The sequence below is a fragment of the Enterococcus sp. S22(2020) genome, assembly GCF_020295385.1.
Classification (GTDB): Bacteria; Bacillota; Bacilli; order Lactobacillales; family Enterococcaceae; genus Enterococcus_L; species Enterococcus_L dunnyi.
The window spans coordinates 341,458-364,511 of record NZ_JACFUD010000003.1 but is presented as its reverse complement, the minus strand read 5'-3'; the positions used below and the strand labels follow the sequence as shown (position 1 = coordinate 364,511).

At 38.7% G+C, this 23,054-nt stretch carries 12 protein-coding genes; 4 read left to right on the top strand and 8 right to left on the bottom strand.

All coding sequences use genetic code 11. The annotated features are described in order from the left end of the window. Positions 1 to 213: 213 nt before the first annotated feature. From H3T55_RS07420 to H3T55_RS07410, 3 genes are all read left to right on the top strand, one after another. Positions 214 to 6,654 (top strand): Ig-like domain-containing protein, encoded by a 6,441-nt coding sequence (locus H3T55_RS07420; RefSeq protein ID WP_225533962.1) that lies wholly within the window; start codon positions 214 to 216, stop codon positions 6,652 to 6,654. A 226-nt stretch (positions 6,655 to 6,880) separates the two neighbouring features. After that, the gene (metA, locus tag H3T55_RS07415; RefSeq protein ID WP_225533961.1) at positions 6,881 to 7,816 is read left to right on the top strand and encodes a homoserine O-acetyltransferase MetA; all 936 of its coding nucleotides are present in this window, start codon (positions 6,881 to 6,883) and stop codon (positions 7,814 to 7,816) included. A 208-nt stretch (positions 7,817 to 8,024) separates the two neighbouring features. Further along, positions 8,025 to 9,368, top strand: coding sequence for an FAD-dependent oxidoreductase (locus H3T55_RS07410; protein WP_225533960.1), 1,344 nt, complete (start codon positions 8,025 to 8,027; stop codon positions 9,366 to 9,368). A 786-nt stretch (positions 9,369 to 10,154) separates the two neighbouring features. On the opposite strand, the gene cls is transcribed toward H3T55_RS07410, so the two are convergent. Continuing rightward, the gene (gene cls, locus H3T55_RS07405; protein WP_225533959.1) at positions 10,155 to 11,615 is read right to left on the bottom strand and encodes a cardiolipin synthase; all 1,461 of its coding nucleotides are present in this window, start codon (positions 11,613 to 11,615) and stop codon (positions 10,155 to 10,157) included. A 205-nt stretch (positions 11,616 to 11,820) separates the two neighbouring features. Here cls and H3T55_RS07400 point away from each other — a divergent pair, with 205 nt between their 5' ends. Beyond that, a complete protein-coding gene (locus tag H3T55_RS07400) occupies positions 11,821 to 12,360 on the top strand; it encodes a DUF2179 domain-containing protein (RefSeq protein ID WP_225534148.1) in 540 nt (179 codons plus the stop codon). 84 nt (positions 12,361 to 12,444) lie between these two features. Here H3T55_RS07400 and H3T55_RS07395 read toward each other — a convergent pair whose 3' ends face one another. The 7 genes from H3T55_RS07395 to H3T55_RS07365 form a co-directional block, all read right to left on the bottom strand. Beyond that, positions 12,445 to 13,362, bottom strand: a complete 918-nt coding sequence (locus tag H3T55_RS07395) for a DUF1803 domain-containing protein (RefSeq protein ID WP_225533958.1) — start codon at positions 13,360 to 13,362, stop codon at positions 12,445 to 12,447. Between the two features lie 91 nt (positions 13,363 to 13,453). Beyond that, positions 13,454 to 14,380 (bottom strand): manganese-dependent inorganic pyrophosphatase, encoded by a 927-nt coding sequence (locus tag H3T55_RS07390; RefSeq protein ID WP_225533957.1) that lies wholly within the window; start codon positions 14,378 to 14,380, stop codon positions 13,454 to 13,456. Positions 14,381 to 14,476: 96 nt separating this feature from the next. Then, positions 14,477 to 15,241, bottom strand: coding sequence for a pyruvate formate-lyase-activating protein (gene pflA / locus H3T55_RS07385; protein WP_225533956.1), 765 nt, complete (start codon positions 15,239 to 15,241; stop codon positions 14,477 to 14,479). A gap of 66 nt (positions 15,242 to 15,307) precedes the next feature. Continuing rightward, positions 15,308 to 17,554: a formate C-acetyltransferase gene (gene pflB, locus H3T55_RS07380; RefSeq protein ID WP_087640082.1), complete on the bottom strand. Its 2,247-nt coding sequence runs from the start codon at positions 17,552 to 17,554 to the stop codon at positions 15,308 to 15,310. A gap of 285 nt (positions 17,555 to 17,839) precedes the next feature. Continuing rightward, the gene (gene parC / locus H3T55_RS07375) at positions 17,840 to 20,305 is read right to left on the bottom strand and encodes a DNA topoisomerase IV subunit A (RefSeq protein WP_087640083.1); all 2,466 of its coding nucleotides are present in this window, start codon (positions 20,303 to 20,305) and stop codon (positions 17,840 to 17,842) included. Between the two features lie 12 nt (positions 20,306 to 20,317). Then, positions 20,318 to 22,387, bottom strand: coding sequence for a DNA topoisomerase IV subunit B (gene parE, locus H3T55_RS07370; protein ID WP_225533955.1), 2,070 nt, complete (start codon positions 22,385 to 22,387; stop codon positions 20,318 to 20,320). Positions 22,388 to 22,510: 123 nt separating this feature from the next. Further along, entirely contained in the window at positions 22,511 to 22,936 is a 426-nt protein-coding gene (locus tag H3T55_RS07365) for a CoA-binding protein (protein ID WP_087640085.1), read from the bottom strand. Between the last annotated feature and the right edge of the window lie 118 nt (positions 22,937 to 23,054).

The window sequence follows — 23,054 nt, the reverse complement described above, 5'->3', positions numbered from 1 at the left end:
ACTTGATTTTTTATCTTTATTAAAAAAAACGTTGGTTTTCAGTACATATTATTTCCAAAAATATTATAAAGGTTATAAAATCCTTTGGTAGAAGCTTAAATAAATTTTTATGTTGCTCACAATTTATGAAGGGAGAGTGTCTTACGGGTTTTGGAAAGCTTCTATCTGTTTGTTTTGTGTTATTAAGTCTTATAAGTAAAGAGGAGGACAACCATGAAAAATGATCAGCAAAAAAAGAAAAGCACTTCAAAATCAAAAAAACAAAATAAGTATCGTGCATTATCTTTAGTGATGACGAGTAGTTTAATCATTGCTCCGTTGACTGTTCCGTTATCATTTTATCTACCAGGAGGAATTACTGCTTCAGCAGCGGTTTTAGATGCCGAAATCTTATCTAATATTTCTAGTTCAAACAATAGTGGAACAAGCACGGCGAATCCTTGGACAGCCGATGGTTCTTCCCAAAATGTTGATTTTTCCATTTCCGGTGGTGAGCTAGTTGGTGGTTCAGTTATCACAAACGGAACAAAGCAAGCAGTTTTAGCTATACCAAATGAATTACAAGGACGTGTATCTCCTAATGGAGCAGCACAAATAGATACGAACGTTACAATAACCGTTGGTGATTTAACATTTTTGACAGGTACTTTAAATGCCATTAATCAATTGACTAATTTATTAACGGATATTACTGATGGGACCCTCGGAAGTCTAACAGGTGTTACACTTAATTTAACGACAGTCAACCAAAAAATCGATGCGTTGAATAATCTTGAAAACTTTGGAAGTGCTTCGTTCTCTAGTAATGCAGTACTTTCACCAGATGGTTCTTATATTCACGCCAATATTGATGACGGATTAGGATTAGTCTTAGCACAAAATGTTTCATCTTTGCTACAAGACTTAAAAGCAGCAGTCGATGCTTTAAATGCGACTGGAAGTGGCATTGCAAGTAATGTTGTTGCAGCTGGTATCAATGCGGCATTACTTCCAGTGAAAGGAACGGTTGACACAGCGATCAATGCTGCTCTACCTCTAGTTGCAATTGGCGGCTCAGGAGTTAATGAATTAGCTGATGCATCTGTTTTAGGTGGAACAACTATCAATATTCCAACAACTGTACTTAGCCCACAAAACTTAACACAAGATTTAGACGCTAAATTTGTTGGAACAGTTATCAAAGCAGATGCTATCGATGTTTCTTTGATAAAAACGGCGAATGGTGTATCTGATATTTATTATGCTGGAACAGCAGCAGCTGTTGCCCCTCCAGTTGTTACAAATACAACTGGAACATCTACAACTGGGTATACAGTGACAGGTACTGCAACAGCAGGAAATTCAATCGCCATCAGAAATGCAGGAGGAACAACGATCGGGACAGGACTTGTTGATGGAAGTGGTAATTTCACTGTTACGATTCCACAAGGAGCTGCAACTGCGAATGAATCGTTGAATGCGATCGCTATTGATGGAACGGATGAAAGTACACCAACAGCCTTTACAACACCAGCAGATGCAGTAGTAGTTGCTCCGCCGGTAGTTACAAGTACAACTGGCACTTCGTTGACTGGTTATACAGTCAAAGGGACAGCAACAGCTGGGAATACAGTGGATATTCGTAACGGAAGTGGCAACACTATCGCTTCAGGAGTCGCAGATGCAAATGGTGATTTCACGATTACACTTCCTTCAGGACAAGCAACTGCAGATGAATCATTGACTGCTGTAGCGAAAGATGGAACGAATGAAAGTACACCAACTCCATTCAAAACTCCGCTAGATGTCGCTTTAGTCGTTCCGCCAGTAGTTACAAGTACAACTGGAACATCTGCAACTGGCTATACGGTTAAAGGGACAGCAACAGCTGGAAATACAGTGGATATTCGTAATATTGGTGGCACAACGATCGGTACAGCAACAGCAGATAGCAACGGGGACTTCACGATCACAATCCCTCAAGGTGAAGCTTCCGCAAACGAAGCATTAACAGCTGTAGCAAAGGACGGAGCAAATGAAAGCTTACCAACACCGTTTACAACACCGGTAGATGCAGTAGTAGTTGCACCGCCAGTGGTTACAAGTACTACAGGGACATCTGCAACAGGTTACACCGTTAATGGTACAGCAACGGCAGGAAATACAGTGGATATTCGGAATCTTGGCGGTACAACGATCGGTACAGCAACTGTAGATGCTAACGGCGACTTCACCATTACTATCGCACAAGGCGATGCAACAGCTCTTGAACCATTGACTGCTATAGCGAAAGATGGGACAAATGAAAGCTTACCAACAGCCTTTACGACACCAGCAGATACAGTAGTAGTTGCCCCACCAGTGGTTACAAGTACAACAGGTAATTCAACGCTTGGCTATACAGTTAAGGGAACAGCAACTGCAGGTGATACAGTTGATATCCGGAATCTTGGCGGCACAACGATCGGTACAGCAACTGCAGATGGGAATGGTGATTTTACTGTTACGATCCCTCAAGGACAAGCAATGGCTCTTGAGCCGCTGACTGCAGTAGCCAAAAATGGTGCAAACGAAAGTTTACCAGTATCGTTTATCACACCAGCAGATCCAATTGTGGTTGTTGCACCTCCAGTTGTGACGGATACAACAGGTACTGCTGCAACTGGCTATACGGTCAAAGGAACTGCCGAAGCAGGTGCAACCATTGAAATCCACAATATTGGTGGAACAACAATCGGTTCAGGTATTGCTGATGGAAATGGTGATTTCACCGTTACGATCCCTCAAGGACAAGCCACTGCAAATGAAGCCTTAACTGCAGTAGCTATAGTGGGAACTGACGAAAGTTTGCCGACAGCATTTGTGACACCAGCAGATCCGGTCGAAGTTACAGCACCAACTGTTGATAGTGTCACAGGAACATCAACAACAGGTTATACGGTCAAGGGAACTGCAACACCTGGTGATTTTATCGATGTCAAGAATACGGGTGGTACGGTAATTGGGACAGCACTCGTTGATTTGAATGGTGATTACACAGTGGTGATACCAGTTGGCGCAGCAACACCAAATGAACAATTGTCAGCAGTTGCAAGAGACCTCTTAGGTAATCAAAGCTCACCAACACCATTTACAACACCAGCAGATCCAGTCGAAGTTACAGCACCAACTGTTGATACGGTAACAGGAACCTCTTCTACTGGCTATACTGTAACAGGAACTGCAACACCAGGTAATACAGTAGAAATCAAGAATACTGGCGGCACAGTTGTTGGTTCAACGATTGCTGACGGTAGCGGTAACTATACAGTCTTGATTCCAGTTGGATTAGCAGGAGCAAATCAACAGCTTTCAGCAGTAGCGAAAGATTTAGATGGCAACCAAAGTTCTGCAACACTATTCACAACACCGGCAGATCCAGTTTTCGTTGCGGCACCAACTGTTGATACAGTAACAGGAACCTCTTCTACTGGTTATACAGTGACAGGAACTGCAACTCCTAGCAATACAGTAGAGATCAAAAATACAGGTGGCACAGTGATCGGTACAGCAATCACTGATTTAAACGGGAATTATACGGTAGTCATCCCGGTTGGTCTGGCAACACCAAATCAACAACTTTCAGCAATTGCCAAAGATTTATTAGGCAATCAAAGTACTGCAACACCGTTTATCACACCAGCAGATCCTGTTTCAGTTATGGCACCAACTGTTGATTCAGTATCTGGGACATCTGCAACTGGTTATACAGTGACAGGTACTGCAACTCCTGGTAATACTATCGAAATCAAGAATACAGGCGGCACCGTCATCGGTACCGCTATCGTAGACGGCAGTGGCAATTACACAGTTGTGATTCCGACAGGACAAGCAACGCCAAATCAACAATTAACAGCTGTAGCAAAAGATTTAGATGGCAACCAAAGCCCAGCAACACCATTTACGACCCCAGCAGATCCAGTCGTTGTCACAGCGCCAACAGTAGATAATGTAACAGGAACCTCTACAACAGGCTATACAGTGACAGGTACTGCAACAGTCGGAAATACTGTTGCAATCAGAAATACTGGTGGTACAGTGATTGGGTCAACGATTGCTGATTTAAATGGTGATTACACAATTGATCTTCCAATTGGTTCTGCCACTCCAAGTCAACAATTGGCAGCTGTAGCAAAAGATTTATTAGGAAATCAAAGTACAGCAACGCCATTTACGACCCCAGCAGATCCAGTAGCTGTCACAGCACCAACAGTAGATAATGTAACAGGTACATCATCAACAGGCTATACAGTGACAGGAACTGCAACACCAGGAAACACTATTGAAGTGAAAAACACAGGTGGTACAGTCATTGGTTCTGCAATAGCAGATGGAAATGGTGACTATACAGTGACGATTCCAGCTGGATCAGCGTTGCCAAGTGAACAATTAACGGCAACTGCAAAAGATGCAGATGGTAATACAAGTCCAGCAACACCATTCACTACTCCGGCAGATCCAGTTGTTATTACAGCGCCAACAGTAGATAGCGTAACAGGAACTTCATCTACTGGTTATACTGTAACTGGTACAGCACCAGCAGATAGTACAGTAGAAGTGAGAAATACAGGCGGCACAGTCATCGGTTCTGCAACGGCAGATGCAAATGGTGATTACACTATTACAATCCCAACTGGGGCTGCATCAGCAAGTGAACAATTAACTGCAACTGCGAAAGATGCAGATGGTAATACAAGTCCAGCAACACCGTTCACTACTCCAGCAGATGCAGTTGAAGTTACAGCACCAACTGTTGACAGTGTCACAGGAACTTCATCTACCGGCTATACAGTGACAGGTACGGCAACACCAGGCAACACTGTAGAAGTGAAGAATACGGGAGGCATGGTGATCGGTTCTGGTTTAGCAGACGGGAGTGGGAATTACACAGTCACTCTTCCAACAGGCTCTGCAGTGCCAAATGAACAATTAACTGCAGTAGCAAAAGATGGCAGTGGTAATCAAAGTCCAGCAACACCGTTCACTACTCCAGCAGATCCAGTTGAAGTTGTAGCGCCAACTGTTGATAGTGTCACAGGAGATTCATCTACTGGCTATACAGTGACAGGTACGGCACCAGCTGGCAGCACTGTAGAAATTACAAACGCAGGTGGTACAGTGATCGGTTCAGCTACAGCTGATGAGAATGGTAACTACACAGTAACGATTCCAGCTGGTTCTGCTACACCAAACGAACAACTGACTGCAACAGCAAAAGATGAGGACGGCAATTCAAGTCCAGGTACTACATTTACGACACCAGCAGATCCTGTAGTCGTTGCAGCACCAACCGTAGATAGTGTCACAGGAACTTCATCTACCGGCTATACAGTGACAGGTACAGCACCAGCGGGCAGCACTGTAGAAATCAAAAATAGCGGTGGTACAGTGATCGGTTCAGCTACGGCTGATGAAAACGGCGATTACACGGTAACAATTCCAGCTGGTTCTGCTACACCAAATGAACAATTGACTGCAACTGCGAAAGATGCAGATGGTAACACAAGCCCAGGTACTACATTTACGACACCAGCAGATCCTGTAAATGTCCTTGCACCAAGCGTTGATACAGTAACAGGAAGCTCAACTTCGGGCTATACAGTGACTGGTAAGGCAACAGCAGGAAATACAGTTGAAATTCGCAATACGAATGGAACTGTGTTGGGAACAGACGTAGCAGATTCCAACGGAGACTACACAATTGTACTTCCAGTAGGTGCTGCATCTGCTAGAGAACAATTGAGTGCTGTAGCGAAAGATGGAGCTGGCAATACAAGTTCGGCTACATCATTTACAACGCCGGCAGATCCTAAAATAAATATCGCTCCGCCGATTATCTTAGACGTTGAAGGAACTTCACTTACTGGATATACTGTTTTCGGTAAAACCACATTTGGTAATAAAGTTGAAATCTACAATGCAGATGGTGACTTATTAGGGCAAGCAGTAGCTGACGGAGAACTTCCCACAGCCACTAATGCTAGAGCAGCAGCGGCAGAGGGTAGCTTCACGATTACTATTCCAATGGGAATGGCCTCTCCAAATGAACAGTTGACTTCAATTGCAAAAGATAACGCAAATAACGAAAGTGTTCCTACATTATTTGAATTACCTGCAGATCCTGGCGCAAGTGTTTCTGCACCAATTGTAAATAATGTTACTGGATCATCAACAACTGGTTATACAGTAACTGGAACAGCTGACCCAGGCAACACTGTCAATTTATATAGTGATGAAGGTATGTTGGTAGGTGCCGGCCAAGTTGATGAAAACGGAAATTACACAATCGCTATCCCAAAAGGTATGGTATCACCTAGAGAAACAGATACGGCCGTTGCTTTTGATGAAGATGGTAATCAAAGTTTACCAACTGAATTCTTAATCCCAGCCGATCCTGGATCAGGAAATGGTAACGGGAATGGTAATGGTAATAACAACAACGGCAACGGAAATGGTACCGGTAATAACGGGTTGAGCAATAATGGTTCTGGTTTGAAGACTCTAAGCTCAGGCTCTAGAAAAGACCTCCCTAACAATGGTGAGATCGTAAACAACTGGGGCTTAGTAGGCGCATTATTATTAGGCACACTAGGAATCTTTGGTCTTAACCGTAGAAACAAAAAAGAAGAAGAATAAAGAAAGGATCACTTTATACTTCCATAAGTTACATGAGATGAAGATTATTTCTTCATCTCATGTTTTTTCTATTTAGCATGCAAAAACTGTATGGTGTTCATACAGGTGACTAGAGAGAATCAGCTATTATTTATTTAAAAGACAGCGTTTAGCAATAAGTAGCTTCCTTTAAAGCTGTTTATAGCGTAGAATAGATTTACATAATAAGAAAGGGAGGAATATGTGTATGCCGATTCGAGTGCCAAAAGAACTGCCAGCAATTAAAGTTTTAGAGAAAGAGAATATTTTTGTAATGGACGAAGATCGCGCCATGCATCAGGATATTCGTCCGTTACAACTTCTTATTTTAAATTTAATGCCGAAAAAAGATGAGACAGAAGTTCAATTATTACGTTTGTTGAGCAATACGCCTTTACAGATCAATGTTGATTTTTTGCATATGAGTAGTCATATAGCGAAAAATACTTCTAAAGATCATTTAAAACGATTTTATCATCGATTTGATGAAGTTAAAGAAAATTATTACGATGGATTGATCATTACCGGAGCTCCTGTGGAACAGTTACCTTTTGAAGAGGTTGATTACTGGTCGGAGTTGTCGGATATTTTTAAATGGAGTAAAACCCATGTTTTTTCAACGTTTCATATCTGTTGGGGAGCGCAAGCAGGTCTGTATTATCATCATAATATCAACAAACATCAATTAAATAGAAAATTGTCTGGAATCTATCTACACGATGTGCTCGATTCAACTTGGAGCATTATGAAAGGCTTCGATGATGTTTTTTTCGCTCCTCATTCTCGTTATACAACTATTCAAAAAAAGGACATAGAAGCGACGGTTGAGCTGGAAATTTTGGCTGAATCACAAGAAGCTGGTATTTTTTTAGTAGGTAATAAAAACAACCGAGCTTTCTATGCAATGGGTCATTTGGAATATGATAGAGAAACTCTAGAACAAGAATTTAAAAGAGACTTAGAGAAGGGGATCGACCCAAATATTCCTGAGCATTATTTTCCTAATGATGATCAAGGAAAAACGCCTCAATTGCGTTGGCACATGGCTGCGTCGTTGCTTTTTTCTAATTGGCTAAACTATGCAGTATATCAAAATACACCTTATGATTTATCGACTTTATCCAAAGAACAAGCGCAAGAGTAAGAGATTAAATAGCAACTGATTCAGGGGAGATCTCCCCTGAATCAGTTGCTATTTTTTAGTTACAATAAAACTATTATGTTCATTTAGTTAGCTGTATATTCTCATTTAATTACACTTAATTGAGAATATATATGTAAATGACTTGTTCTATAAACTGTTTATATGATACTATTTATTATATAATAAATAGTATTGGAGGAATAGAAGTATGAAAGTTATCGTTTTAGGTTCATCCCACGGAGGTTATGAAGCAGTAGAGGAGTTGTTGATTTCTCATCCGGACGCAGAAATTCAATGGTACGAAAAAGGGGATTTCATTTCTTTTCTCTCTTGCGGAATGCAGCTTTATCTAGAAGGTAAAGTTAAAGATGTAAATTCCGTTCGTTATATGACAGCAGAAGGTATGGAAAGTAGAGGAGTCAACGTATTTTCAAATACAGAGATCACTGCGATCAAACCTGAAGATCACTATGTTACTGTGAAAGATTTAGTAACTGGAGCTGAGCGTACTGAGCAATATGACAAGCTTATTATCAGTCCTGGAGCTGTCCCATTTGAATTAAATCTTCCTGGAAAGGACTTAGATAATATTTATTTGATGCGCGGCAGAAAATGGGCAATCAAATTAAAACAAAAAACCGTAGATCCAGAAGTAAATAATGTGGTAGTGATCGGTAGTGGTTATATCGGAATCGAAGCAGCAGAATCATTTGCAAAAGCTGGTAAAAATGTTACTGTCATCGATATTTTGGATCGACCACTAGGCGTTTATCTTGATAAAGAATTTACCGATGTATTGACTGAAGAAATGGAAGCAAATAATATAAAAGTAGTAACAAACGAAACAGTTCAAAGCTATAAAGGCGATGGGCATGTTCAAAAAGTTGTCACAGATAAGGGTGAATATGACGCTGATCTAGTTGTTGTAGCTGTTGGCGTTCGTCCAAATACAGAATGGCTGAAGGATACCCTTGAACTTCATCCTAATGGATTGATCAAGACGGACGAATACATGCAGACAAGTGCTCCGGATGTATTTGCTGTCGGTGACGCAACCTTGATCAAATACAATCCTGGACAAACAGAGGTAAATATTGCATTAGCTACGAATGCTAGAAAACAAGGTCGCTTTGCAGTGAAAAACTTAGAGGCTCCTCTAAAACCATTCCCAGGAATTCAAGGTTCATCAGGACTAGCCGTATTTGACTATAAATTTGCTTCAACTGGTATCAATGAAGAGATGGCCAAAAAATTAAATAGACAAACGAAATCAGCATTAGTGGTTGAAGATTATTTAATGGACTTTAATCCGGATAAACAAAAAGCGTGGTTCAAATTAGTTTATGATCCAGAAACAACACAAGTTTTAGGTGCGCAATTGATGTCTAAAGCCGATTTAACAGCAAATATCAATGCCATTTCCTTAGCAATCAAAGCGAAAATGACGATCGAAGATTTAGCTTATGCAGATTTCTTCTTCCAACCTTCATTTGATAAACCTTGGAATATTATCAACACAGCAGCCTTAGAAGCAATGAAAAACGAAAGATAGCATCAATATTAATATAAAAAAACTGGAGCTTAACTTTACTTTCAAAAGTTTTGTTTCAGTTTTTTTACTATACATTTATTACCTGAACTTAGTTGTTTTAAAAGAATAATTTCATTATAATTAAGAGGTTCAAACGAAAAGTCTTTTTGAACTTCCCGAAATACTCCTCTTATTTTGAAAAGACTTTTTCTGAAAAGTCAGACAATATAGAAGGGGATTCATATTTCACGAAGTTAAGGAGTGAAAAAATTGATTACTAAAACTGCCTTGAGTCATAAAGGGGATGAATCGTCGCTTATTCTTTAGATTATGATAGTAAGCTAAAATTGATTTTGGCAATGAATTATGTAGTTATACTTTGAACAGACAAAGATATGCTAACCTAAAAGTGCCTGATTTCTACAAAGATCACACATGTTATAGACGGAAAAAGTTTTAGTAAAAGAGCGTTGGGCTGACAACAAGATCGTAATTTACACTTCAGCATTGGAACTTTTAACTATTTTGAAGCCACAGGTTATTACGAATATTAATCAATAAGAACTAGCTAGCATCGATTGAAGATCAAGTTCAAGAGTAGTTTCATGTCATAATTAGTGATGTTATTGAAAGGTAGCGATAATTGTTTAATCGTAACTACTTTGTATAATGTATATTATGTTAACTAGAATAAAATAAAAAATTATCACTCAAGTCCCTTTCGCATATTCACCTAAGATCCTATACTCCAGTCTAAAAAAACTGAAAAGCAAATAGATTTAGAGGTCTACTTGCTTTTCAGTTTAACTATAGGATTGGTGATAATAATCTTGAGAAATTTTGCTTAAATCGTAACCAATGGGACTGTCCTTTGATCATCTCATCAGTCAGTAAAAGACTTTGCTCTATGTCTTCTTTGAATATTTGAGTGAGCTTCCAAGAAAACTTAGTGTCGTAGATAAACGTGCTTACTTCAAAATTCAATGCATAGCTTCTGATATCTTGGTTTGTGGTGCCGACCATACAGATTTCATTGTCGATGATCATTGTTTTCGCATGTAAAAAACCGTTTTGATACAGATAAATTTTTATGCCCCGTTTATGAAGATAGTTTGCATAGTACTGAGTTGCGCGATAAATAAACGGATGATCTGGCATACATGGGATCATGATACGTACATCGATTCCAGATCGAACAGCAATCAGCAGCGCATTGATCATGCTATCATCCGGTATTAAATACGGTGTTTGAATCCAGACGGATTTTTCGGCCGCTAAAATCATTTTTATAAAACCGCTTTTTAGAATTTCTTCTTCTGAATCAGGTCCATCAGAAACGATTTGCAATGATAAATCTTCTAATTGATCATCAGCAGAAAGTTGGAAATACTTATCTACATAGTCCATTTTCTTTGTTTTATCTGCAACAGACGCATTCCAATCCATGATAAAAATCTCCTGAAGAGAAAAGACTGAAGAACCGACAATTCGAATATGTGTATCTCGCCAGTAACCAAATTTTTTACTTTCACCCAAGTACTGATCACCGACATTAAAGCCGCCAGTCCAGCCTATCTTTCCATCGATCACAACGATCTTACGGTGCAAATGATAGTTTAGCCGGGTTTTACTGATCATATTTTTTGAGGTTATAAAAGGTGCGACATTTCCACCAGCAGCAACAAATGAAGCAAAGAATTTTTTATCAGCACCAGGTGAGCCCCATGGATCATAGATTAAATAGACCTCTATCCCCTCTTTTACTTTTTCCTCCAATAGATCAAGAAATTTATTACCGATCTTATCGTTGAAAAAAGAATAATATTCGACATGAACCGTTTCTTTTGCTTTACGGATATCATCAAATAAGGCCTCGAATTTTTCCTTACCGTCCGTATAAAGCTGTATACTGTTGCGCTTGCTTAAAGGCGATGAATCCATATTTCTGAAATAGCGATTCAGTACACGTGCATCTGTCAATAAATTGATATTTAATCCGCTATCAGCTTTTAAATTATCTTTATCAACAATTTTTTTGATTTCTGCTATTTTTTCGTTATCATAGTCAGTTAATTGAAATACTTTTTGCCCATCGATCCCTCTACCGCAAAAAAGATAGATAATAAAGCCGATTCCTGGTAAAAAAATCAAGGTCATGATCCAGGCCAAAACACTGGAAATACTTCGCGGCTTTCTAAACACGGTAATAAGTGCTGCTGTTGTATTTAATAACAATAAACCCACAAGTATGAGGATAAAAATTCTCATCTAATTTCATTTCTCCCTTATACACATAATACATTGATTATAGCAAAAAGTATCTCCTGCTCCAACATATAACACTCTGATTTTTCATAATCAATTTTGAATAAAATAGAGCATAAGTTTTTTTCTTTAATTTTGTTCAACCTATTTAATTTCAGTGAATAGTGTACTATAATATGCAGATATCTTTAATTGAAAAGAGGAATTAATCGGAATGGATGTCAAGATGCTTGCAACTATCTTTTTTGTGAATTTTTCGTATATTACTTTGAACACTATCCGCTTTATGCTGACAATGAAAGGTTATCGTTTGATTGCACCATTAGTCAGCATGGCCGAGATCACGATTTACGTTTTAGGCTTAAGTATGGTATTGAATCGTTTAGATGAGCCCATCAATTTAATCGTGTACGCTTTAGGGTATGCTGTCGGAATCAGCGTTGGAATCAAAATCGAAGATTACTTAGCTTTAGGCTATATCATGGTTACAGCGATCTTGCCTTCTTCTACAGAACAACTGAATTTACCGGAAATATTAAGAGAAAACGGATATGGTGTGACCCAAAGCTTTGGTGCCGGTCGTGAAGGTGAACGAATGATTCTTGAAATTCTTTCTCCTCGCAAAAATGAACGTAGTTTGTATAAACTGATCAATGAAAAAGAACCTAGAGCATTTATCATTTCTTATGAACCTAAGTTTATTTCAGGTGGTTTCTGGACTAAAAAAGTACATAAACGAAATAGTTAAGTTAAAAAGCAGGATCTATTCTACTTTAGATGCTGCTCTTTAGTTAATCGATTTCAAAGTTTACATAATATTTTTATAGGTAACTTAATATTTTAAGTAGTGTAAAAATTCTATCTCAGGAAAATAATAATGAAACAAGTAAGAATATAATTGTTTCTTATAGAATATGCGTTCATTATCGTCTTTGATATTTTCCCAAAGTGGCGGTAAGATTTTTTTGAGTTCGTCTAGTTCGTCTGCTGTCGCTAAACTACCATTTTCTAAGATGGGCGAAGTCAAAGAAAAAGTGGCATCAGCTCTTTCTTGCAAGTCATTTGTGATTACAAGAGTCTCCTGAAAAATATTTCTCTTCATTTGTTTGGACTTTGACCTGATACTAGAACGTATCACTTTTAGTGCTTGAGTGATGAAATAATCAATATCAACATCTCCGATCAATTGCTCTATTGACTTGAATGTATCTGGTAAAGCTGTTCTTTTAGAGAGTAGAGAAAAATAGTCGGCTAGAGAAAGCGGAAACGTATCTTTCAGATGAAGAGAAACAAATTTCAGCTTCTCATTCCCCTCTTCTATTTTTTTCACGAAAGTAGTCGAAGAATCCGCCATTTGTACACCAAAAAAATAGTCCGTATCGTCATCAAAGAACACCGACCATAAAACTTCGCCAAAAAACTGGTCTTGGTTGCTGGATTTTTTCATTAAATCATCTAAGAATAATTGGGTAGAAGCTGGTATCTCTAGGCGATTTTGCTGAGAAAAAATCGGTATGGATAAGTAGTAGCGTCGATTTACTCTTTGGATGATCCCCTGACTGATCATTTGTTCTAAATAGAGTTCTAAATTTTCTGTTGTTGGAATAGCCGCTTTTAACTGTCGTAAAATAAGTTCTTGTTGCTGATTCCGTATCAAATGCAGCATGATTTCTTCAAATAATGGTGTGGAAATCAACTTGTTCAGCTGTGCGGTGTTTTCTCTTTTATAATAGTAGGTTACCTTTTCCAAAGCTCGACCACGCTTTCTTTTTATAATAAGAAAAAGCTTAGAAAATAACCCGAAGAGTTATATCCCAAGCTCTTTCATTGATATGTCCAGATTAACTAAATACTTCTGTTAATTGAGGAACTACTTGTTTTTTACGCGAAACGACACCATTTAAAAATGCACGATTGTTATCCAAGGTTACATTGAAAGCTGATTCTACTTTATCTAATGACTCTCCGATCACTAGTAATTCAGAGTCACTATTCAAAATATCTGTGATGATCAGAACGAATAAATCATATCCATTTGTCGCATTTTCATTTTTCATAGCTGCTTCCAGCTCTTCTTGGCGGTCTAAAACTTCATTCAGGTCAACAGTATTAACTTGAGCGATTCGGACGTTTTTAGAGCCCATTGGGAAGCTTTTAGCATCTAAATCTAGTAAGACTTCAGCTGATTTGTCACTTAGATTCGTTCCGGCTTTTAACATATCTAGTCCGTAGCCGTTCAAGTTTATTTCTGCGATATCTGCTAGCTCGTGAGCGGCATCGATATCTTCTTGAGTACAGGTTGGTGACTTAAATAATAAAGTGTCAGAGATGATCGCTGATACCATCATTCCTGCGATTTGTTTTGGTACAACAATGTTATTTTCTTTAAACAACTTCAAAACGATCGTACTTGTACAGCCAACAGGTTCTGCACGATAATACAATGGATCAGCTGTCTCGAAGTTTGCGATACGATGATGGTCAACAACAGCTAAAATCGTTACATCTGCAATATCTGAAACGCTTTGCTGAAATTCATTATGATCAACTAACATCACTTGATTCGTTTCTCCAGCTGCACTCTCAATTACCCGAGGTGCATCTACGTTAAAATAATCTAAAGCATATTGTGTTTCTTCACTTGGTGCACCTAAAGCTACAGCTTCAGTATCTTTTCCAAGTTCTTTTTGTAAATAGGCAAAACTGATCGCTGCACCGATTGCATCAGTATCAGGATTTTGGTGTCCAAAAACAAGAATTTTTGACATTATAAGGGTTCACTCCTTCTTTTTTCTTCATTATTAATAATAACAAAAAATAGAAAAGAAACAACAATATTTGCTGCACTTTTCTATTTTTAATACTTATCTCGTTGCATATCCTTGATAATCTGCAACATGTAATAGTTTTTTTGCGTTAGTCACACGCTCTTCTGTTGGTGGATCGATTCCTTTTAATGGATAGTCTAACCCTAATTCGTCCCATTTATATTTCCCCATTACGTGATAAGGTAAAACTTCTACTTTATCGACATTTTTAAGGGTTTTGATAAATGAATCTAGGCGAATCAAATACTCATCATAGTCACTACGCTCTGGAACTAATACGTGTCTGATCCAAACTGGTTTTCCAATTTCAGAAAGGTACTGAGCCATTTCTAAAATATTTTCATTTCCTAAAGAAGTCAATAATTTGTGTTGTTCATTATCGATATGTTTGATATCGAATAATAACAGATCAGTATAGTTCATTAGTTCTTGAAATTGGCTGAAAAATGGTTCTTCTCTTGTGAAAGGTTTCCCACAAGTGTCGATCGTTGTATGTATGCCTTTGTCTTTCGCTTTTTTAAATAAGTCTGTGAGAAATTCCAGCTGTAGTAATGGTTCACCACCACTGACAGTGATTCCTCCCTTTTCGCCCCAATATGAACGATACTTGATAGCTTCTTCTAATACTTCATCCGTTGTAACTTCGCGGCCGCCTGAACCTATTTTCCATGTATCAGGATTATGGCAAAATTGACAACGCATGCGGCACCCTTGCGTAAACACGATGAAGCGGACACCAGGTCCATCAACCGTTCCAAAATTTTCTGTAGAGTGGATTCTACCAATTACAGGTGTCGTCATTTCGATTCCTCATTTCTTTTTTAGAAAAAAGGGATGACACGAGGTCACCCCTTCAATTGTATGTTCTTACAGTCTATCGTGTGAAGTTCTAGAAATAACGTCTGCTTGTTGCTCAGGAGTTAAGTCACGGAATTTCACGGCATATCCAGATACACGGATCGTTAAGTTTGGATATTTTTCTGGATGTGCTTGTGCATCTAAAAGCAATTCATTTGTGAATACGTTAACGTTCAAGTGGTAACCACCTTTATCGAAGTAGCCATCCATTACGTTACGTAGATTTTCGATTCTTGTTTCATCATCTTTACCTAAACCGTTAGGATTGATCGTTTGTGTATTAGAGATACCATCTAATGCACTTGTGTACTCAAGTCTAGCAGTTGAGTTAAGTGAAGCTAAAAGACCATTTTTCTCACCTAAGAATTTGCCATCTTGATAACTTGGGTTAGCACCTGGTGCCAATGGTTTACCTGCACGACGTCCATCTGGTAAGTTACCAGTTGCTTTACCGTAAACTACATTAGAAGTGATTGTCAATAATGAAGTTGTTGGTCTAGCGTTACGGTACGTATGTTGACGTCTGATTTGAGTCATGAAGTACTCAAGGATCCAGTTAGCCATTGCATCTGCTTCTTCATTGTCGTTACCATAAGTTGGGAACTCATTTTGAGGAACATAATCAACCGCTAAGCCGTCTTCATCACGAATAACTTTTACATTACCATGTTTGATAGCCATTACTGAGTCAGCAGCATGTGAAATACCTGCGATACCAGTTGCAAATGTACGTTGTAAGTTACTTTCCATGAAGGCTAATTGTGCTGCTTCATATGAGTATTTATCATGCATGTAGTGGATAACATTCAATGTATTTACATACAATTCAGCTAACCAATCCATGATGTCTTTGTAACGATCGATAAATTCGTTGTAGTCTAAAGTATCGCCAGTCATTGGGCGGAATTTAGGAGCTACTTGCATTTTTGTTTTTTCGTCTACACCACCATTGATCGCGTAAAGCACAGCTTTAGCTAAGTTGGCACGAGCACCGAAGAATTGCATATCTTTACCCATAACTGTTGCAGATACACAACATGCGATCGCACAGTCATCTGATCCCCAGTTAGCACGTAATAGATCATCATTTTCGAATTGGATCGAAGAACTTTGTTTTGCGATTTTAGATGCAAATGTTCTGAATCCTACTGGTAAATGAGATGAATACAATACAGTTAAGTTTGGTTCTGGTGATGGTCCCATGTTTGTTAAAGTATGCAGGATACGGAAATCATTTTTAGTTACTAATGAACGTCCATCCAAGCCCATACCAGCGATCGATAATGTCGCCCAGATTGGGTAACCAGAGAATAATTGGTTGTATTCTGGTGTACGAGCGAATTTAACCATACGTAGTTTCATGATCAAGTGATCGATCATTTCTTGCGCTTCAAATTCAGTGATCAATCCAGCTTCTAAATCACGTTGGATATAGATATCTAAGAATGCAGAAATACGTCCGATAGACATTGCTGCTCCATTTTGTGATTTGATTGCACCTAGGTAACCAAAGTATAACCATTGGATTGCTTCTTTAGCATTTGCTGCTGGTTTAGAAATATCAAAACCATAAGTTGAAGCCATTTCTTTAAGATCTGCCATTGCTCTGATTTGTTCAGAGATTTCTTCTCTTAAACGGATAACATCGTCAGTCATCACTTTGTTTCCTGTGTTGCTTAAGTCTTTTTTCTTCTCAGCGATCAAGAAATCCATACCGTATAAAGCAATACGACGGTAATCACCAATGATACGTCCACGTCCGTATGCATCTGGAAGACCTGTGATGATTTTGTTTTTACGAGCTGATCTCATTTCTGGTGTATAAGCATCGAAAACACCTTGGTTGTGTGTTTTTCTCCACTCAGTAAAGATTTTAGACATTTCAGCGTCTACTTCGTAACCGTTTGAAGTTAAAGAGTTATTCGCCATGTTGATACCGCCGAATGGCATGAATGCTTGTTTCAAAGGTACGTCAGTTTGTAGACCTACGATTGTTTCTTCTTCTTTGATCAAATACCCAGGTTCATGAGAAGTGATTGTTGCAGGAATATTATTGTCCATGTCGTACACACCATTTTGTTCATGCTGTACTTCAAATAATTCCTGTAATTTTGTCCATAATTTGTCTGTGCTTGGTGCGATCGGTTCTAGGAAAGAGTCATCACCTGTATACTCAGTATAGTTTCTTTGAATGAAATCACGTGTATCTACTGATGTTTTCCACTTGTCGCCTTTAAAGCCTTTCCATTGCTCCATTGATGGGCCTCCTTAGTATGCTGTTGATTACTGTAACAGCTTTATGTGATTAGTATAACACATCGCTATTTTTATGCAAGCCTTTCCTTATTATATTTTGAGCGAAATCGCTATTTTTTTTAATAAAACAGTATGAAACGTTGATTTATAGGGATTTGATTTTTGTGATATGATTAACGAACTAGAATCAGTTTTATATAAAAAGTAAGAAATCTGTAATACAAAAAGCTAGAACTGTATTAGTACAGTTCTAGCTTTTTTCTAATTCTATAGAACAGAATTGATTTATTCAGTCTCTTCTTTTTCAGGCAACTCTGCTGTATGCATTTCATGGACTTCTAGGATTTCTCCATCTTGTTTCTCATCCAACATAAATGAACCATTAGAAGTTCTGTCGTTAATTGGGTATGTTTGAGAATCAATCGTATATTGTTTGCCGCTTTGAGTAGTTACTAAAAGCTCTAGCGTACTGCTTTCTGACATAAAGCTCACACGATGTGGATTTTTCTTTAGTTCCCTTAAGACCATCAGTCCTCGTTTTGCTCTACCTAACTGTGTGAGTTCTTGTGCAAGCATTCGCTTGATACTTCCACGCTGCGTTAAGATCACGACCGGTGTATCTCCTTCTTGATAAACTAATAAACCGTTGACCACATAATCTTGGTCTTTTAAGTTCATCGCTTTTACCCCAGCAGCTTTTGCTCCGACGACTGGCACCTCTTCTAATGGATAACGGAGGCCAAATCCTCGATGACTAACTAAAAAGACATCCAAGAGCTTTTGCTCATTCGTCAAATAAACATTGACGATTTCATCTGTATCGGATTTCAGTTTCATACAGTTTGTTGGTCGACTCTTATAGGTTCTCCAAGGTTCAAAATCAGTCATTTTTGTTTGCTTGATCATACCTTCTTTTGTCATGAAAACAAATGTTTTTGTCGGTGACAGTTCTTTATAGGTATAAACAGCGATGATCGACTCATCTATCGACAGATTTAGAATCGTTTGAGAAATGTGCTCGCCGATTTCTTTCCATCTTAGATCTGGTAATTCATGGACCGGACGATAAATCACATTCGCTTTATTAGTGATCAATAAAACATGATCCAACGTATTGACTTCACCGGTATAAAGCAGGAAGTCCCCTTCCTTCATCCCGATTTCTTCCGGCTTGGATGCACTGTAAGAGCGCAAACTGCTCCGCTTGATGTAGCCTTCATGTGTTACTGTGACTACAACATCTTCTTGAGCAACCAATACTTGTGTATCGATCTTGATCTCTTGGATCTCATTTTCGATTTGAGTCAAGCGTTCATTTCCATATTGCTTTTTGACCTCGCGAAGCTCTTTTTTCATGACGTTGAACAATTCTTTTTCATCATTCAAAATAGTTGTCAATTCAGCAACTAAACGACTAAGTTCTTCCGCTTCTTTTTCAAGCTGCGTAATATCTGTATTTGTTAAACGATACAATTGTAACGTAACGATTGCTTCTGCTTGTGCTTCTGTAAATGCGTACTCTTTCACTAAATTGTTTTTTGCATCTTTTTTATCCTTTGATGCACGGATCGTTTCAATGACCTGATCAAGGATCGATAAGGCTTTGATCAAACCAGATACGATATGTTGACGGGCTTGCGCTTTATCCAATTCAAACTGACTGCGGTTTGTGATCACTTCTTTGCGGTGCGCAACATAGCTGTCTAAAATACGTTTGAGCCCCACTTGATGCGGTGTCATGTTATCGATGGCAACCATATTAAAGTTGTAATTGATTTGCAATTCAGTATTTTTGAAAAGATAGTTCAAGATTCCTTCAGCGTTGGTATCCTTTTTCAACTCGATAGCAATCTGCAGCCCTGTTCGGTCACTTTCGTCACGAACTTCGGCGATCCCCTCGATTTTTTTATTCAGACGTACTTCATCGATTTTTTTCACTAGTGTCGCTTTATTCACTTCATAAGGAATTTCAGTGACGATGATCTGCTGTTTGCCGCCTTTTAATGGTTCGATTTTTGTTTTCGAACGGAGAATCACTTTTCCTCGTCCTGTTTCATAGGCCTTCTTGATTTCTTCTTTTCCTTGTAGAATACCTCCTGTAGGAAAGTCAGGTCCTGGGATAAATTCCATTAATTTTTCTAATGAAGCATTTGGATGATCGATCAGATAGATCGTTCCATCTATGATTTCGGCTAAATTATGCGTAGGGATCTCCGTCGCATAACCTGCTGATATCCCTGTTGAGCCATTGACTAACAAATTGGGATATTTTGCGGGTAAAACTGTTGGTTCTTTTTCTGTATCATCAAAGTTCCATACAAAGTCAACGGTGTCTTTTTCGATATCTTTCAGCATTTCTCCACTTAATTCTGATAAGCGGGCCTCAGTATAACGCATGGCTGCAGGCGGATCACCGTCCATACTTCCATTATTTCCATGCATTTCGATCAAAACTTCACGAAGCTTCCAGTCTTGACTTAAACGAACCATCGCTTCGTAAATACTGCTGTCTCCATGGGGGTGATAATTCCCCATGATATTTCCGACAGATTTTGCTGACTTTCTAAAACTTTTTTCAAATGTATTGCCATCTTTATTCATGGAAAATAAAATTCTGCGCTGAACTGGTTTTAATCCATCACGAATATCTGGCAGGGCACGCTCTTGAATGATATATTTGGAATATCTTCCAAAACGATCGCCCATTACTTCTTCAAGAGTCAGTTCTTGAACTTCTTGGCGTTTTTCCACATTCATCACTCCCTACTCTAAATCGAACAAACTGATTTCTTCAGTTTCTGTCTTTTTTTGTTCATTTTCTATTTTTTTCTCTTCATCCAAAACATCGTTTGAAATGGAAGGCGCAATCTCTGTTTCGCCATCTTTACGGTCTAAAATACTGCCGTCTTCTTCTAAAGTGAATTGAACATGACGTTCGATCCATTTTCTTCTCGGCTCTACCTTATCTCCCATAAGAGTGGTAACACGACGTTCTGCCTGAGCTGCATCATCGATACGAACTCGAATCAACGTACGAGTTTCAGGGTCCATCGTTGTTTCCCATAACTGATCTGCATTCATTTCACCAAGACCTTTGTAGCGTTGCAGCATATAGCCTTTACCAACTTGTTCTGTTACATTTGCAAGCTCTTCGTCGGTCCACGCGTATTCAGTGATCGCTTTTTTACCCAGCCCTTTTGAAACCTTATACAACGGAGGTAAAGCAATATAAACTTTGCCTGCTTCGATCAGCGGCTTCATATAACGATAAAAGAACGTCAATAACAAGACTTGGATATGCGCACCATCGGTATCTGCATCGGTCATGATAATGACTTTATCATAATTGCAGTCTTCAACTGAAAATTCAGGACCAACACCGGCGCCGATCGTATAAATCATCGTATTGATTTCTTCGTTTTTGAGAATATCCTGCATTTTTGCTTTTTCTGTATTTAACACTTTTCCTCGAAGCGGCAAAATTGCTTGGAATTTTCTATCGCGGCCTTGTTTTGCAGAGCCGCCGGCAGAATCTCCTTCGACTAAGTAAAGTTCATTTTTCTTAGGGTTTCGCGATTGAGCAGGTGTTAACTTACCGGATAAAAGAGACTCCCCTTTTTTCCGTTTCTTTCCGTTTCTGCTTTCTTCACGTGCTTTACGAGCGGCTTCACGTGCTTCACGTGCTTTGATTGCTTTACGAACTAATTGCTGACTCATTTCGCTATTTTCTTGGAGGTAGAAGCCCATTTGCTCACCGACAACATTATCCACTGCATTTCTAGCAAGAGGTGTGCCTAATTTTTCTTTTGTTTGACCTTCAAATTGTAAAAGATTTTCAGGTACACGAATAGATAAAACTGCAGCCAAACCTTCACGAAAGTCACTGCCCTCAAGATTTTTGTCTTTTTCTTTCAATAGACCTACTTTACGAGCATATTCATTATATGCTTTCGTCATGGACGTTTTCATCCCGACTTCATGAGTTCCGCCATCTTTTGTTCGGACATTGTTAACAAATGACAAAACATTTTCTGAATAGCCATCGTTATACTGATAAGCTAATTCAACTTCGATCCCTTCTTTTTCACCAGAAAAATAAACAACTGGCGTCAAGGTATCTTTCTCTTCATTCAAATACGAGACAAATTCTTTAATTCCTTCTTCATAATGGAAGACTTCTTCTTTAGGTTCTTCTCCTCGCAGATCAGCAAGTGTGATTTTTACCCCTTTTAATAAGAAAGCAGATTCACGTAAGCGTTCCGCTAATGTTTCATAAGAGAAATGGATCGTAGAAAAAATCGTATCGTCAGGTAAAAAAGTAACAGTTGTCCCGTTCTTTTTATTTGTCTTACCGATTTTTTTCAATGTACCGACAGGCTTCCCGCCATTTTCAAAACGCTCTTTATATTCAACACCATCGCGGACGATCGTTACTTCCAGCCATGAGGATAATGCATTTACAACGCTGGCACCTACTCCGTGAAGTCCACCGGATGTTTTATACCCGCCCTGTCCGAATTTTCCACCTGCATGTAATACGGTAAAAATCACTTCTACAGTTGGTATTCCTGATGCGTGCATCCCTACGGGCATACCACGTCCAGAATCGACGATCTTTATACTATTGTCTTTTTGAATGACTACATTGATTTCATTTCCATACCCTGATAATGCTTCATCGACGGCATTATCTACGATTTCATACACTAAATGATGTAATCCGCGGCTATCTGTTGAACCGATATACATCCCTGGTCTTTTACGTACCGCTTCCAAACCTTCTAAGACTTGGATGGAGGCGTCATTGTATTCATTGTTTACCTTTTTCGCCAAAGAAAAAAACTCCTTATACTTGAATTATAGGGCCCTTAGCCACATCATTACAATAATACTCTAAAAACTCTCAAAAAAAAAGAGCTTTCCTATTCGGTAACTCTTTCTTAAGATCATTTGTGCTTATTTCGGCATTTTAGCGAGTTCGATCTTAATGCAACGATTCATTATGATAGCATTTCTTCCTGCTTTTTTCAATAATTCCGCAGCTTCTTCACTTTCTAGCCCTAGTTGTGCCCAAAAAACTGTCGCATTTGTTTCTAAAAAGTCACGGGCAACTTCTGGCAAGAATTCACTTCTGCGGAAAATATCGACAATGTCGATTGAGCCAGGGATATCCTGAAGTTTTTCATACACATATTCACCAAGGATTTCTTGCCCTGCCAAGACTGGATTGACTGGAATGATTTCATATCCATATTCCTGCAGTAATTCTGCAATTTGGTAGCTTGTTCTATCAGGCTTATTACTTAAACCGACAACTGCGATTCGTTTCGCTTCTTTCAAATAAGTAAAGATTTGTTCTTGTGATGGATTTTCAACAGACATCTTTGTCATCCTCTCTTAATTTCGCTTCTTTTTTATTATACAACGAATAGTTAATTATTGTTAGCTGTTTCTATTCATGATAAAATATAGGCTAGCTTGAACAGAAAGAGGTCACTTG